The organism is Tabrizicola sp., from assembly GCF_030694085.1.
In the GTDB taxonomy this organism is placed as follows: domain Bacteria; phylum Pseudomonadota; class Alphaproteobacteria; order Rhodobacterales; family Rhodobacteraceae; genus Tabrizicola.
The window spans coordinates 1-13,829 of sequence record NZ_JAUXZE010000016.1; the positions used below are offsets into that span (position 1 = coordinate 1).

19 protein-coding genes and 1 pseudogene are annotated in these 13,829 nt (G+C 59.4%); 7 read left to right on the forward strand and 13 right to left on the reverse strand.

The window, feature by feature from the left end:
- Window positions 1–880 (forward strand): DUF2493 domain-containing protein (locus tag Q8M85_RS02650; protein WP_305539892.1); only part of this gene is annotated, 880 nt, incomplete at its 5' end.
- Window positions 881–1,005: 125 nt separating this feature from the next.
- Here Q8M85_RS02650 and tcmP read toward each other — a convergent pair.
- From tcmP to Q8M85_RS02665, 3 genes and pseudogenes are all read right to left on the reverse strand, one after another.
- Window positions 1,006–2,175: a three-Cys-motif partner protein TcmP gene (gene tcmP, locus Q8M85_RS02655; RefSeq protein ID WP_305539893.1), complete on the reverse strand. Its 1,170-nt coding sequence runs from the start codon at window positions 2,173–2,175 to the stop codon at window positions 1,006–1,008.
- Window positions 2,176–2,184: 9 nt separating this feature from the next.
- Window positions 2,185–2,943: a DUF5131 family protein gene (locus Q8M85_RS02660; protein WP_305539895.1), complete on the reverse strand. Its 759-nt coding sequence runs from the start codon at window positions 2,941–2,943 to the stop codon at window positions 2,185–2,187.
- Window positions 2,944–3,074: 131 nt separating this feature from the next.
- A pseudogene (locus Q8M85_RS02665) lies at window positions 3,075–3,393 on the reverse strand (H-NS family nucleoid-associated regulatory protein).
- Between the two features lie 421 nt (window positions 3,394–3,814).
- Between Q8M85_RS02665 and Q8M85_RS02670 the strand changes: the two are divergent.
- Window positions 3,815–4,219 (forward strand): single-stranded DNA-binding protein, encoded by a 405-nt coding sequence (locus Q8M85_RS02670; protein WP_305539897.1) that lies wholly within the window; start codon window positions 3,815–3,817, stop codon window positions 4,217–4,219.
- Between the two features lie 133 nt (window positions 4,220–4,352).
- Here Q8M85_RS02670 and Q8M85_RS02675 read toward each other — a convergent pair whose 3' ends face one another.
- Window positions 4,353–5,264: an ImmA/IrrE family metallo-endopeptidase gene (locus Q8M85_RS02675; RefSeq protein WP_305539899.1), complete on the reverse strand. Its 912-nt coding sequence runs from the start codon at window positions 5,262–5,264 to the stop codon at window positions 4,353–4,355.
- Window positions 5,261–5,584 carry a helix-turn-helix domain-containing protein gene (locus tag Q8M85_RS02680; protein ID WP_305539901.1) on the reverse strand — a complete coding sequence of 108 codons (324 nt, stop codon included), beginning with the start codon at window positions 5,582–5,584 and terminating at the stop codon, window positions 5,261–5,263. Before Q8M85_RS02680 ends, Q8M85_RS02675 begins: the two co-directional genes overlap by 4 nt.
- Window positions 5,585–5,710: 126 nt before the next feature.
- On the opposite strand from Q8M85_RS02680, the gene Q8M85_RS02685 reads away from it, so the two are divergent.
- From Q8M85_RS02685 to Q8M85_RS02695, 3 genes are read left to right on the forward strand one after another with little or no spacing between them, the layout of a single operon-like run.
- The gene (locus tag Q8M85_RS02685; RefSeq protein ID WP_305539903.1) at window positions 5,711–6,013 is read left to right on the forward strand and encodes a multiubiquitin domain-containing protein; all 303 of its coding nucleotides are present in this window, start codon (window positions 5,711–5,713) and stop codon (window positions 6,011–6,013) included.
- Entirely contained in the window at window positions 5,988–7,175 is a 1,188-nt protein-coding gene (locus Q8M85_RS02690) for a ThiF family adenylyltransferase (RefSeq protein WP_305539905.1), read from the forward strand. The genes Q8M85_RS02685 and Q8M85_RS02690 overlap by 26 nt, the downstream gene beginning before the upstream one ends.
- Window positions 7,172–7,606: a DUF6527 family protein gene (locus Q8M85_RS02695; protein ID WP_305539907.1), complete on the forward strand. Its 435-nt coding sequence runs from the start codon at window positions 7,172–7,174 to the stop codon at window positions 7,604–7,606. Before Q8M85_RS02690 ends, Q8M85_RS02695 begins: the two co-directional genes overlap by 4 nt.
- A 92-nt stretch (window positions 7,607–7,698) precedes the next feature.
- Here the strand turns inward: Q8M85_RS02695 and Q8M85_RS02700 are convergent, their stop codons facing one another.
- The 4 genes from Q8M85_RS02700 to Q8M85_RS02715 form a co-directional block, all read right to left on the reverse strand.
- Window positions 7,699–7,893: a hypothetical protein gene (locus Q8M85_RS02700; protein ID WP_305539909.1), complete on the reverse strand. Its 195-nt coding sequence runs from the start codon at window positions 7,891–7,893 to the stop codon at window positions 7,699–7,701.
- The gene (locus tag Q8M85_RS02705) at window positions 7,890–9,473 is read right to left on the reverse strand and encodes an anti-phage dCTP deaminase (RefSeq protein ID WP_305539911.1); all 1,584 of its coding nucleotides are present in this window, start codon (window positions 9,471–9,473) and stop codon (window positions 7,890–7,892) included. Before Q8M85_RS02705 ends, Q8M85_RS02700 begins: the two co-directional genes overlap by 4 nt.
- A 183-nt stretch (window positions 9,474–9,656) precedes the next feature.
- A complete protein-coding gene (locus Q8M85_RS02710) occupies window positions 9,657–10,706 on the reverse strand; it encodes a Fic family protein (RefSeq protein WP_305539914.1) in 1,050 nt (349 codons plus the stop codon).
- 149 nt (window positions 10,707–10,855) lie between these two features.
- The gene (locus Q8M85_RS02715; RefSeq protein ID WP_305539916.1) at window positions 10,856–11,053 is read right to left on the reverse strand and encodes a hypothetical protein; all 198 of its coding nucleotides are present in this window, start codon (window positions 11,051–11,053) and stop codon (window positions 10,856–10,858) included.
- Between the two features lie 269 nt (window positions 11,054–11,322).
- On the opposite strand from Q8M85_RS02715, the gene Q8M85_RS02720 reads away from it, so the two are divergent.
- Window positions 11,323–11,685 (forward strand): polymer-forming cytoskeletal protein, encoded by a 363-nt coding sequence (locus Q8M85_RS02720; protein WP_305539919.1) that lies wholly within the window; start codon window positions 11,323–11,325, stop codon window positions 11,683–11,685.
- 6 nt (window positions 11,686–11,691) lie between these two features.
- Here the strand turns inward: Q8M85_RS02720 and Q8M85_RS02725 are convergent, their stop codons facing one another.
- Both Q8M85_RS02725 and Q8M85_RS02730 read right to left on the reverse strand, forming a co-directional pair.
- The gene (locus Q8M85_RS02725) at window positions 11,692–11,952 is read right to left on the reverse strand and encodes a WGR domain-containing protein (RefSeq protein ID WP_305539922.1); all 261 of its coding nucleotides are present in this window, start codon (window positions 11,950–11,952) and stop codon (window positions 11,692–11,694) included.
- A 96-nt stretch (window positions 11,953–12,048) separates the two neighbouring features.
- A complete protein-coding gene (locus Q8M85_RS02730; RefSeq protein WP_305539925.1) occupies window positions 12,049–12,258 on the reverse strand; it encodes a hypothetical protein in 210 nt (69 codons plus the stop codon).
- A gap of 85 nt (window positions 12,259–12,343) precedes the next feature.
- On the opposite strand from Q8M85_RS02730, the gene Q8M85_RS02735 reads away from it, so the two are divergent.
- The gene (locus tag Q8M85_RS02735) at window positions 12,344–12,808 is read left to right on the forward strand and encodes a hypothetical protein (protein WP_305539928.1); all 465 of its coding nucleotides are present in this window, start codon (window positions 12,344–12,346) and stop codon (window positions 12,806–12,808) included.
- Window positions 12,809–12,847: 39 nt separating this feature from the next.
- On the opposite strand, the gene Q8M85_RS02740 is transcribed toward Q8M85_RS02735, so the two are convergent.
- Window positions 12,848–13,522 (reverse strand): hypothetical protein, encoded by a 675-nt coding sequence (locus Q8M85_RS02740; protein WP_305539931.1) that lies wholly within the window; start codon window positions 13,520–13,522, stop codon window positions 12,848–12,850.
- On the reverse strand, window positions 13,519–13,829 hold a 311-nt coding region (locus Q8M85_RS02745; RefSeq protein WP_305539933.1), incomplete at its 5' end, for a hypothetical protein. The genes Q8M85_RS02745 and Q8M85_RS02740, both read right to left, overlap by 4 nt.

The following is a 13,829-nucleotide window of genomic DNA, read 5'->3' on the forward strand; positions in this document are numbered from 1 at the left end:
GACCGCCCATGCGCTCGACGAGCTGCAGCTCTATGGCTACCGCCCCTTTGACGAGCCCGATCCGCGCCCGATGCCCGATGGGCAGCGCCTCGCGGTCGCCGTCGCCGACATCTTCGATGCCCTCGTCGCGACCCTGGAAGATACCCGCATGGAGCCCGACCTCGAAGAGGTGCTCTGGGGCCAAGTCAACCTCTTCCACCGCGCCACGGCCCGGATCGAGCGGTCGCTCGATGAAAACGAACAGGCGCAGCGCCGCCTCCAGCGCGAGCAAGACGGCTCCGAGGTGAAATCCACCGAACTCGAGCGCCTGACGGCCGAAGGCCTGACGCTGATCGAACGGCGCAACTGCATGGACATGATGCGCGATCACGCCGCCACCGAGTTCGTCCATCACACGGGCTCTGCCTGGCGCCCCCGCACTGGCTCGATGGTGAACCGCCAGCACATGACCGCAGCGCTAATCGACAGCCGCGACTTCCTGGCCGCCAAGCGCCGCGCGGAAACCGAGGTGATGCTCCCCACAGGCCCCAAGGTCGCCCTCACCGGCGGGACCGACTTCAACGATCACCGCCTGATCTGGGGCAAGCTCGATCAGGTCCGGACCAAGTATCCCGACATGGTCCTTCTGCACGGGGGAAGCCCCAAGGGCGCAGAGCTCATCGCGGCCAAATGGGCCGAGGCCCGGGACGTCACCCAGGTGGCCTTCAAGCCGGACTGGACCAAGCACGCCAAGGCCGCGCCCTTTAAGCGCAACGACGCGATGCTGGACGTGCTGCCCGTGGGCGTTCTCGTCTTCCCGGGTAATGGCATCCAGGAGAACCTCGCCGACAAGGCCAAGAAGCTGGGCATCCCTGTCGTGAAGTTCGAGAGGGGGGCGTAAGCCTCCTTCTTACAACACCCTCAAGATACGTTCAGCGAGCCCGCGCCGTCTTGTGCAGACGAGGCTGCCCAGATACGGCAGGCAGGGACTGCACCGCATCCACGCATTTCTGTCTGGTCTAGCACCTAGAAACCGAAGCTTCCGTTCGCGGGGAGGCGGATCGGCGTATCTTCCTGCGGAGCCTTGCACCGGGGCGGAAGATCGAAGGTCACGCGCCCGGCCTTCTTCATTTCATTGACGACCGTTTTCAACTGGGTCTTTCGTATCGGAATGCTTTCCAGAATTTCGACCGCAAGGGTCTTAAAGGCGATCGGCTCGCTCTTACGAAGGGCGTCGACAATGAGCTCCGCAGCCCGGTTGCAGTTGGTCTTGCAGCCAACCCCAAGAGTGTCCTGCTGCATTGCGGCAATATCGTCGGTCGAGAACAAGCTGATTTGGGGGTTCTCTCCATCCCGAAGGTTGTTCCTGATCTCTATTTCTTCGCGCTCGACCTTCGCCTGTATATCCCGGAAGACCTCCAAGCCCTCGGCAGAGAACGTTCCCAAAACCAGCCGCATTTTCACCCGATCTTGGCGCGGCAACATGATCGCCAGGTTCGGCAGATATTTGGCTACGCCGCGTGCCTTCATCTTCCGTTCAAGCAGGGTCAGAACCTTGTCCTGATTGCTCAGGGCTTGGGGCAACGCCTTGAAGTCGGGTTCCCATAGTGGATCGGCCAGAAAGCGACCGATCGAGGCCACGACCCCGGGGTACTCGGCATGCCGGTTGATGTGGTCGGCCATGAAGTTCAGAAGGAATTCGCCTCCGTTCGCAGCCCGATTCTTCAAAAAACCGAAGACGAGGTCGTTTTGGATATCCCACCCCGTCGGGTCGATGAAGGTAAAGGTAAAGCCGTCGGGCAGCTTTGCCGCTATCCCATCTAGGTTGTCCTCGAATTTTCCTTCGAAGACGTGGATCTCGAACTCCTTCCGCTGCGCGGCATACTGTCTCAAGCGGGCGACCGCCTCGGGTCTCTTTTCGCAAAGGCAGAAACGCACCCTAAGACCGCTAACGCCGCGTGCGGCGAGATCAGACCGTACAGCTTCCAAAGTGTTGATGGCTTGATCGAATGACGCGTCGGAGAAGTTGTCTTTGTCGTTCGTTTCCCAAGGGCCAGCGAACGCATCGACGAAGTTGAATACCTTGGTCCGGCCAAGGAAGATTTTGTAGGCCGCCCCCTGCAAATAGCGGGTCAGGAAGCTGTGCTTTATAAAGGATTGCTCGCGGTTCAGATAATGTCGAAGGTCAATTGTCATGCTGCCAGTCTACGCATGTAGTTCGGCCAAGATGGCCGAAGGAACGATTTTCCAAGGAAAGCCATTCCACTCCTCCCCGTCAAGGAGTCTCCCTCCTGACTTCGGTCGAGCCCCACCCCATTGCTTGAAGAAGAAGGCAACGCCGAACTTGTCGCAGGCCAGTCGCAGCTCGGTAGCCCATTCCGGTTTCATCGGACGGGCTTTTGGGCCGCTTTCGCCGCCGACGATGGCCCATGCCACACCGGTCAAGTCAACGGCTCCGATCGGGCCGAGAAGTGGTTCAAAGGAAATGAACCGCGCGTCCGAATTGATCTGCTTCAAATGGTCAACGCGCCCCTTGTGCGCGGCATCCTCGATCGAAACGCCCAGCCAGATGTGCGACGGAATCTTCGCGCTTCCATAGCGGGCTTTCAGGTAGTTTCGCATGAGGGAGCTTCGTTTAGTCAGGACCTGGAACACATGCCAGTTGGTCGTCTCCATGGCGTCGAAAACTTGGTCGATGTAGGCTCGCGGGACATCCTTGTGAAAAAGGTCGCTCATCGAGTTCACGAAGATCATCCGAGGCTTTTTCCAAGCGGCAGGTTGGGCTAGGCGATCCGGCCAAAGCTTTAGGTCGAAGCCTTGTTCATAGGGATGGCCGGGAATCCCACGCCAGCGCTCGGCGAAGCGCTCGGCATAGCAATTGTCACAACCAGGCCCGATCTTGGTGCACCCTGTGACTGGGTTCCACGTCGCATCGGTCCATTCGATTTCCGATGATTGTGCCATGCTGCTCTCTCGTCTTTTTTGTGAATAACTCTAGGGCAAGAAGCACAAAGATGGAACAGGATTACGTGCAGGCATGCGGCTTACGGCCGATAGGCCGACATTGTGCCCACACCAGCGTCTATAGGGAGCCATCAGCCGAGGAGTTCGCCCGGGTCCTTGCCCGCATTGACATGGGCGGCAAACCAGCCCGGCTTGCGACCCCGGCCGGACCAGGTGAGGGTCGGGTTCTCGGGATGCCGGTAGATCTTCGTCGAGGGCGCCCGCTTGCGCTTCGGTTCCTCGAGTGCCGTCAGTTTGGCCAAGGTGAAGCCTAGGTCCTTGGCCTGCATCTCGACCTTTTCTCGGGCCTGCCTTTTGGCGGGCTTCGAAGGTGGAAATGGCTTTGGCGACGGACTTCTGCAAATCGCGCAGCTCGGCGAGCGACATAATCGCCAAGTTGAAATCAGGCATCGGGTGCTCCGGTTGATCCAATACGGCAGGCGTAGTCGTGCAAGGACCGCGCGGCAAGATAGGAGCGGGGCATGGGGCTCGGGTGGGCGTGGTGATCCCTTTCTCCCTTTCCGGGATGGTTCCCCCTGGGCCTCACATTGCCGAATGAGATCGGTCTGAACTTGTCTGCTTGGGTTCCTCCCTCTGTGATCCGGCTGAGGTACCTCTCCTTCGACGGACAATCCCCTAAGCCTGTTCGGTCTCCTGCCCGCAACCCCAACTCCTGCCCGGGCCGTGTTGGCCGCGATGCGTCCTGCCCGCGCCACCCCGGGCCCTCGGGGGTTTCCGGGATCCTTCGTCTCCCGTGCAGACGTTTCCCGACAGGCTTCTGACGGGTCTTGTCGAAGGGATGGTCCCTTCAGCGAAATCCAGGAGAACCACCATGCAGAACATCGTCATCCTCGCCGGCAACATCGGTCAGGCCCCGGAAGCCCGCACCACCCAGGACGGCTTGAAGATCACCCACTTCACCCTCGCCACCTCGCGTCCCCGCCTCTCCGAAGGCCGCGCGGTCCGCGACGAGCACGGCTACCGCGTGATGGACACCGAGTGGCACCGCATCACCTGCTTTAACGGGCTCGGCAAGTCAGTTGCCGAGAACTGCGAGAAGGGCATGAAAGTCTTGGTCCAAGGCCGCATCCACTACACGAAGTGGACCGATGCGGCGGGCGTCGACCGCTACGGCTGCGAGATCATCGCCGAGAAGATCGACTTCCTCAGCCGCCCCAAGGCGGCCGAGGGCGATGCGCTCGAACTGGTCGATCGCGACGACGAGGTCGGCTCCTGAAGCCGACCAACCCCTGGCCCGGCGGGGATCATCCGCCGGGCTCCTATGGCACTACAAACGGCCATACCTCGACACCTCGTCCGCAGTGGCCAAGACGACGGACACGCCTAATCGCAATCCAATTCCCTTGCCATCAACTCGCACCTCTTAAATGCCGCGTCATGAAATCGAAAGCGTCTTTGTCTTCCTCGGGTTCATCGGAACGGTTCACCCGGATGACGGTCTCGAGGTGTACGAGGGAAACGGTAAAGTCGTATTGGTCTGATGCGAGCACGATTTCCTCGCACGGCTCGCTGAACCAGACTCCTCCGTCATGCGACAGTTCTCCCCGGCTTTTCTCAAGGAGTTCTGGCTGAGCTGCCAGGGATGAGGCGGGAACAGGAATTGGCGGACGCCCCGCCGTTTTGAAGAAGGCATGGCTTCGGAGCGCCGCTGAGCTGGACCGCGCCCAGAGGACGAAACCGTCGCGCGAAACGACGAGCACCGAACGGCGCTCAGTGTATTGAAGCCAGCGCAGTGCTGCGGCAATAAGAGACACGCCATAGCGTTCCGCGCAGGCGCCAATGTCGATCAAGGTTGGCTTAGCCCGCCCGTCGATCTGACGACGGAAGTCGTCAAGTGGCATGAGCAGACCAGCGGCGAATTCATTGGCCTGGATCTCGATCTGTCGGTATTCGCTATCCCAGCGCGTGATGTCCTGCTGGCCACATTCGATGCCATCAGGGTAGCGCAACCGATGCAACAGGTAGTGGCCAAATTCGTGGGCAATTGTGAAGTTGATGCGGCCGGGCGAAGCGATGGCATTGTTATAGATGATCCCCCAGCCTTTCTTACCAGGTGGCGCCTTGTAGAGCGCCCCGTCAAACGTCGGCAGGCTATCGCCCGCGACCAATGACACCGGATCATCAGGAAAGCGCTGGCGCGAGTATTCCTTTGCCAGTTCCGGCACCTGCACCGGAAACCTTTCCGCCGCAGCGCCGTGGACGCTGTTGAGCAACTGCGTCAGCGTGTTCGCCCAGCGTTGCGGCGAGAAATTCTCTGTCATGTGTCATCGCCCCAAAGTTTGACCATCTGTCTGATCTTTTCTTTAGTGGCAGAATCCATCTTGCGGTACTGGCGGTAAAACTGTGCGTCCGTGGCCTCTTCCTTGCTCACGTGCGCGCCCTCATCGAGCAGAAACTCAAGCGTCGTATCAAGCTTTTCGGCAATCTTCGCCAGCTTGTCGGCGGACGGTCGTGGCGGGTTCTTGTTCTCAAGTTCCCAAATATAGCTCTTGCTGGACTCGGTCAGTTCAGCCAGCTTGTCGAGCGTGAATCTCTTTTCTTTCCGTAAGTTACGGATTTTTTCCCCAAGTGTGTTCTGCAACCGGCGGCTCCCCTTCCGTGTTCGGTGTAGGCGTATTTTATGTCCTTGACATCAGAATCGCAACGTGAAATCTTGTTCGGAGTAGAGGTATAACTTATACCTCTTGTCCAACATTGGAGTATGCGAATGGACACCGGAAAGAAAGACACCCCCGGTCAAGGCGAAGAGTACGGCCAGGGCAACGGCGGGAACAGCAAGACGACGATCATCGTCAACACCCGCGAGAAGATCGTTGAGGGCAAAGTCATCACCTACGAACAGATGATCGCCCTCGCATTCGATAACCCGCCGACCGGCGAGTTCATCGAAATCACGATCGCATACCGCGACGGCCCCGGTCCCAACGAGGCGGGCACCCTCCAGGCCGGTGGGTCCGTGCGCATCAAGAAGGAGATGATTTTCGATGTCACTGCCACTGACAAGTCGTAATCCCGACCTCGCCCGCCTTGTGCAGGATGGCTACGAACTGGCCATCCTGCACAACCACCTGGTCATTTCCGGCGTACCCTATGTGAACAGCAAGGGCGAGGTTCGTCTCGGCTCGCTGGTTTCGGATATGGGCAGCATTTCGGGTGATGTGACGGTATCGCCCGTTGCACAGCATGTCACGATGTGGTCAGGCGAACACCCTTGCGACAGCTCGGGCAAGCCGCTTGAGCATATGCGCCATGCCAGCGGCGATCAGGTGCTCGGCCCCGACCTCATAGTGAACCACTCGTTCTCGAAAAAGCCCAGCACAGGTTACCGCGACTATCACCACAAGATGACCACATACGTTGAGATTATCGAACGCCATGCCAAGTTGATCGATCCGCATGTGACCGCCCGGACGCATCGCTTTATCGAAAGCGACGATCCGCTGTCGCCTTTCCACTTTCCTGACACCGCTTCAGGGCGGGTCGGCATCACCAATGCGATGCGCAAACTGGAACTCGCAAGGGTGGGCATCTTCGGCGTTGGCGGAACCGGGTCCTATATCCTAGACCTCGTCGCTAAGACGCCGGTGCGCGAAATCGCCATCTTCGATGACGACATTTTCCTCCAGCACAATGCATTCCGAGCGCCTGGTGCCCCCTCAAGCGCCGATCTCAGGATTCTGCCGAAGAAGGTTCACTACTTCGCCGGCATCTATTCGCGAATGCACCGCGGGATCGTGCCCCACGACTTCGCCATTTCGGCGGATACCATCGACATGATCGGCGCGCTCGATTTTGCCTTCGTCTGCATGGACTCTGGTGAGCCCAAGCGGCTGCTGGTGGAGTATCTGGAAAAGAACGGCGTGGCGTTCATTGATGTGGGCATGGGTGTCGAGCTGATCGACGATGCGCTGACGGGGCTCGTGCGAGTCACCACCAGCACACCAAACAAACGCGATCATATCCGTCAGACTGGCCGCGTTTCCTTCAAGGACGGCGGCAAGGACAACATCTACTCCAAGAACATCCAGGTCGCAGATCTGAACGCGCTCAACGCCGCGCTGGCTGTCATCAGATGGAAGAAGTACTGCGGCTTCTACAAAGACCTGGGACACGAGCATCATGCGAATTTCGCATTGAACGGCAATGTCATCATCAATGAGGACAAGGCATGAGCCAAACTGCCTACAGCCACAAATTCGTCAAGGCCTTCCCCGACAAGCTTGGGCAGGGCGTCCTCTATGTCTCCGTGGAGTTTGGCACTGCGGCGCACCTCTGCTTCTGTGGCTGTGGTGGCGAAGTCTATACAAGGTTCTCGCCGCGGGACTGGTCGATGAGGTTCGACGGCGAAACCGTCTCCTTGAGGCCAAGCATCGGCAACTGGAGCTTCCCCTGCCAGTCGCACTATGTCTTGTCGGGTGGTCATGTGGAGTGGGCTGATCGCTGGTCGACCGAGCGCATCGAGCGTGGCCGCGCGCTCGACCGCAAACGCAAGGATCGGCACTACAAAGGTCCTGAGCAAGCCACGCCAGATCGGGAGAATGCAATTGACTTGGCCCCGCCTCCAGGGCTGATTCGTTTGTGGCGCCGGTTGTCGGGCAGCTAGGCAAAGCGGACCAGCGCTCGGCGACGTGGCGAGTGACTGGCCATGATCATCGGGCTGCGGTTTTGGGAGGCGGTCGTAGCTTCTGCAGAGAATCAGCAGCCGAACTCACGCAGTTCTTCGATCAGTCTATCTCGGTGAACTCTCATGACGTCGGCACTAAACGACTGCCGTTCAGGAGAGCTGTCGCTGCTTAGGGCGACCAGCGTGGTCGAAGGCAAAGAGGGTTGGCCGTTGAAAACAAAGAAGAACTCAGGTTGGTTCCTTCGATTCTCGTTCTTCTTGGTCATGCTCTCGCCCCAGATTCTGCCACTTCGTCTTTCGCTTCAACGCTAGCCAGCCGAAGTATAACCCGCTTTTCGTGGGTTGTGAATCCGTCCATTGGTGGCGGAAGGATGGGTTGGGCAGTTTTCTTTTCGTTGGTGATCGCGCGACCATTCCTTTTACGCTCGACGCCATGATGGAAGAGCTTCAAGACGCTGTCGGGCCCAACGCCTTCATACTGCAAGAAGGCGCACTTTTCGCTTGTGCCACTCGTGACCGTGATGGAATCGCTGTGAAGCTCCAGGGCCAGGCTCTTCGCGTAGGGTTCAACATAATACACCTTGGAGATCCCCGCTGCCACAATATGCCTTGCGCAGTTGTGACAGGGGAACGTCGTCGTGTAGAGCGTCCCACCTACAATGCCCGGCTTGCCCGAGCGGGCCGCTGACACGATGGCTTCCATTTCAGCATGAATGGATCGGCTGTACTCAATCAAATCTTTGACCGGCGTCTTGACCAGCTGCGCGCGAAGAAGGGTAAGGTCGGCGTGCTCTGCGAGCAGTCCCTCGCTTGATAGCCTGTCGAAGATTTTTTCGTACAGCTCTTCCTTCTTTCGATCATTATGACACACCTTGCCGCCCCACTTGAAGCAACGATGGTCATCATCTTCGTCGTTCGCCGAGTATAACCCGCCCAAGCCCCTTGGGACGTCGTTCCAGCCGACTCCGAGAAGCTCGCCGCCTGCCGAGTAGATGGATGCCCCCACCTGTCGAGATAAGCACGCTGATTTGCTTGCTGCGGATACGGCCGCATACATGCCGGCTTCGTCGGTCGTCGGCGTGTGGACCGAAACGTTGAAGATAACCTCCAAAAACCTATCGATTACACTTTTTAGGCGCGTATCGTTCTGACCATCGTTCCTGATGAAGAAATCTGAAAGGTAAGCAGTCTTGCTGACTTTCTGACCATGGTCACCTTCGCGGTCGTTCTCGTCGCGAGTGAAAATGCCGACGAGGTCGTCCTTTTCAACCCCCAGAGCCTTCAACCGCGACTCTCGGACCAACTCAGGCGCAAACACCGTGAACTGCCAATACATGCCGCCGTAGACGCGCCGAAGGAGTTCAGTTTCCTTGGGGTGTTTAAGAGAATCAATGATTGTCGCTTGGCGAAGGCGTTTTGGCTGTGGCACCTTCCGGCTTTCATCATACCCGCCACCGGCACTACGCCGGATGGCGATCGTTTCGATGGCTTTTGCCGCCACATAATCTTCGCCGAACCGGTTCCGAAGTTCAGTGCCAACCGCTTGCAAATCCTTGACTCTAGCTGCACCTTTCGATGCCGGCGAAGACTTGGATGTCTTGGCGGCGTTATCACGAATGATATCGCTCGCCTTAATAATTTGGACTTCGTACCCATATTCTTCGTGGAGCTTGTCGCGCAACGCTATTGCCGCCCTGGAAACCCCCGCACCAACAGCTCCCACCAATCCGACGACCAGCTCTTCCGTTGGTCGAGCGATCCCTTCGTTGAGCCCTTCGTCATCGTACTCCGTGCCCACGGCCTCAGCTTGCGTCTCAGTGGGTTTTGCTGCCGCGGAAATGGACAAGGGTGATCCCTTTCAAGTGCAAGTAGATTGAACCAGTTGGTAAGGCTTCTTTGGCCGCCTCGCTAGTAGCTAAGTTATGAGATAGGATGCAAAGTGTGATCTCGCATTCTACCGCCACCTAGACGCATCTGATGGTAACGGATCAGATGGGCTAGTGGCCGTCAGCGCATTACATAATCAAAATTATCGGAGTGAATACCAGGCCCCCCTTCCGGCTCCGTTAAGGCTCAGGTGGCCATCTGCCACCAGCGCGCGGAAGTGCTGCTTCAGCGTGTTGCGATTCTGGCCGGACAGGCGCTCGGCGTCGCCGATCGTTAGGCGACCATGATCGCGCACGAGGTCGAGAAGTTGCGCGGAAACTTCTGGAAGGCTGCCCATCAACAGCCGTTCACGCTCAATTTTCGCGCGCAGACGATGCATCTGGCGCTGCAGCGCGGACAGGAAGAAGCCGAGCCAGGGTTCCCAGTCCGGGCTGTCAGACCTGATCGTTCCCTGGGTCTGCCGAAGGGCCAGATAGTAAGCCTCCTTGCTTTGCTCGATCACGCTTTCGAGGGAGGAATACGGGACATAGGCATAGCCTGCGCGCAGAAGCAGCAGGGTGGTGAGGATCCGGCTGAGTCGTCCGTTGCCGTCCTGGAACGGATGGATCTCGAGGAAGACCACGACGAAGACTCCGATCAGAAGCAGCGGATGCAGATCACGGTCCAAGGTGGCGGTGTTGTACCAGTCGATCAGTTCAGCCATGCGGCCCGGGGTATCGAAGGGGGTGGCTGTCTCGAACACGACGCCAATCTGCCGCCCTGTCTCGTCGAAGGCTGCGATCGAGTTTGGCGCGGTCTTCCAGGCTCCCCTGTGCCGTTGATCCTTGCCGCTGTGCCGCAGAAGGTCCCGGTGCAATTGGCGGATATGGTTTTCGGACACGTCCATGTCGCGCCACGAGGCGAAGACCGTGTCCATGACCTGAGCGTAGCCTGCGACCTCCTCTTCGTCCCGGGTCGAGAAGGTCTGGATGTCAAGGTTGGATAGCAGACGCTGGACCTCCTGATCTGAGAGTCGGCTTCCCTCAATGCGGGTCGAGGAGCCGATGCTTTCGATTGTGGCGACACGTCGCAAGGCGGACAGCCGCTCGGGAGCGAGACTTCCGAGCGCGCGCCATGCTCCCTTGAACTCGTCGATTTCGGCGATGATCGAAAGAAAGGTCGGCGTGATGCGGAGCGTATGCGTTTGGATCATGCCCAATTTCATACCCAATAACACCCATTTCCTGCAACCCATTTCTTGACCCAATTACACCCGATTAGCGGCGGAACCACCGGTCGCGCATGGGATCCGGACAACTGCATACAAGATGGCGGTCGACTACTGGGCCCAACCCGAGCGTATCAGGCCATGCCTCCGTTGCCAGCTTCGGCAAGGCGGGCCAGATGAGCGCGCGCTCCGGTCGTTATAGACCCTCCCCTGCCGATGGACTCCCAGGCATCAAAGGGAACGGCGAGGCGCAGCTTCATCTCTCCTTCGAACTTCTCATGCCTGAAGTTAGAAGTGAGATCAGTCAAGCTATTGCGCTCTTCGTGTTCCATCATCACCACCCTCGCTGGAAGTTCACCGGAATACCCTAGCCATTCGCTTTCATAGTGGACAACACCAACCAACAGTCTGACGCACCCTCATGAGCGATAGGCGCAGACTATACAGCCCATGAGGGACGACCGGCGACGACCCTGGCCGGATGAGTTGTTCAGCGCCGAGGGCTCCGCGCTTCTTCGCCGATCACAGCGCCGCGCGTTGCCCTTTCGTTTCGCTTCTGGTCCAGTCGTGCGGCGCGAAGTTGAGCTGAGGCGGCACCAAGATGAAGACCCCAAATGGCGACCTCGACCGTTGGCCGGACCCGACTGTCGCAAACGCCCGCCGCAGCGTTTTCGCGCAGGACCTTGTCATCGAAGGCGATGCCTCTTCCAGTGGACCGATCGAGGTCCAAGGCAATGTCTTTGGCTCACTGCGGGCGCCGGAGATCACCGTGGCTGGTTCAGGTCGTGTTGAAGGTTCCGTCGTCGCGCACGACCTCGTCGTGCTTGGGGCGGTCTCTGGTATGATCTCGGCGCGAAACGTTCAGCTCGCGCCGAGTGCAGTCGTGCAGGCCGATGTTATCCATGAGCGGATCGCCATCGAGGCCGGAGCCGAGCTTGAAGGCAGGCTTCAGCGTAGGGCCTGACAGATCTCACTCCGCAAGGTCTGGCGGCAGCATCTGGCCGGTCGGCAGATAGCCCCGCCGCATCTTATGTCGGAGTGTCTGGGATGCCGCCCTCTCCGCTTCTTCAATGGAAGCACAGGTTTCGATGCTCGTCCGGCCGTGGGTCCCGATCCGGCCCCAGGATCGCAAGACGGAGACGTCTCCGAACAGCGTCGCCGCAACATCGATGCAATAGAACCGCGCCAAGTTGGCTTCAGGGTCGATGCGATGCAGATGTGCCAGAGCCATGGCGGTCCTCCCCTGCACAGACTCCGCTTTGCTGCCCCTCAAGTCCAATTGCATTTCTGAATCGATCAGGGCGCTCCGATTCAGAAAGCTGATGGATCATGGCGACGGATCGCCCGGTGTTTCCTCGACAACCTCGACCCAGAGTACGCCGCGCAGGGTTTCTTCCGGGACCAGCCACACGGTCCTGAAACGGCCATTCACGGTGCGATGCCGTTCTGCAACGAGTTCCCGGTCTCCGCGGTCGATCCGCCACAGGCGACGATCGATGGTCGGGCTTTTGGATCTGCTTCTAGCGACCTCTTCCATACCGGCCTCCTTTCATCCGCTGACGGCTAGCGGTCATGGACATGAACTCCATCAGAACATATCTAACGACATCAGAAGTGGTGCTTTGCTGTCGCCACGCGAACCACGAAAGGCTTTCCTGTCGATGCATGTTCTGTCCCCCGTTCTGGCTGTTTCCGCGCTTGCGGCGATGTCTGTTCCTGTCCACGCGCTTGACGCCTGGACGGTCGGTGTCGAGCGTGGCCTTCCGACCTACGTGCTCACCAGCGAGGCGGGCGAGGTGCGGCTTGTCTGCGATCCGGATCGCGTCTTTGGACCAACGCCCAACGGCGCGCTCGTGGTGCGCTTCGACAAGGACGCCACTCCTGACATGGTCGTCGTTCTCGCGAAATCGGGCGAACAGGCCCGTCTGCCGGTCAAGAGCGGCATCGCCGCACAGGCATCGGTTGACGCAGCGGACTGGTCGAAGATGGTGGCAACCTTCCGCTCGGGCGGCGAGTTCGCGCTCGTTACAAGCGCCGACAGTCTGACCTTTGAGACAGCGCCGCTGCCCGATCTTGCCTGCGAGTGATCGCAGGCAGTTCATCGATTTCTGTTGCATGGTCCGGGTCTATCTGACGCGCCGTACCTCGATCAGCCGCGACGAGATCGCGGCGAGGAAGGCACCAACGATCGTCGCCCGGGGCTCGATCTGCCAGGGGTCTCCAAGGGCTGCATGCATGGCCCGGATCGCGGAACCTTGGGCGTAGACGGTCATCGGTTCGCCAACTGCCATGTCCGTTGCTGCCATGGCGAAGATGCGCCTCGCCTCATCTACATGCGGCGCAAGATCATCTTCCGCCAAGAGCCGCCGCAGTTCGGCCCGAGCTTCCTTGGCAAAGGCGCGCAGCATGTAGGCTGGAGTAACCTCGCCCGCGCCCGGGATCTGCTCTAGATGCTTTTCGATTGCGATCGGAAGTCTAAACAGGACCACCAGCTTCTCTTTCCGGGGCTTCGCCAACTCACTAGCAGAACCTTCGGGTGGCGCGGTAGAGGACTGCGGCTGACGACTCTCCCCTTCCCGCTTCCCGGCAAACTCCGGCTCGGCCAACTCCTCCGTCGGCTTGTCGGAGAGCTGGGCCTTGACGCCCTCGACAGTTCCTCCCTGTTCCGGCGCACGCCGTTCGGCAAGAATGCGCGATTGTACCTCGCGCGACGATCGCAAACGTGCGGCGGAGTTCTGCAGGCCCGGTTCTTCCGCCGCCGGGGAAGGCGCGACACGTGCAGGAAGGCGGAAACGGTTCATGCAGGGATCACCTCGTCGATCCCGGTCAGGACAAGTTCCGCAACTTCAAGCTGGCGTGTGATGGCATCCGCCACCAGCCGACCGCCGGGTGCTTTGGCGTTGGCGCGGGCGGCCGGTCCAAGGGGGCCGTGATAGCCAAGTTGTTCGAGGATCCTCGAATGCGGAACGATCACGTCGAGATGGTCGAGACGCAGGATCTCTTGCAGCACGTCCTGGTCGCGCTTTGGCAGTTGAGCCATTCCCCCTTCCCGGGTTGCGGCGTCGATGATCTTCGGCCCCGCGTCCATGACGAGGACCCGGACCGCCG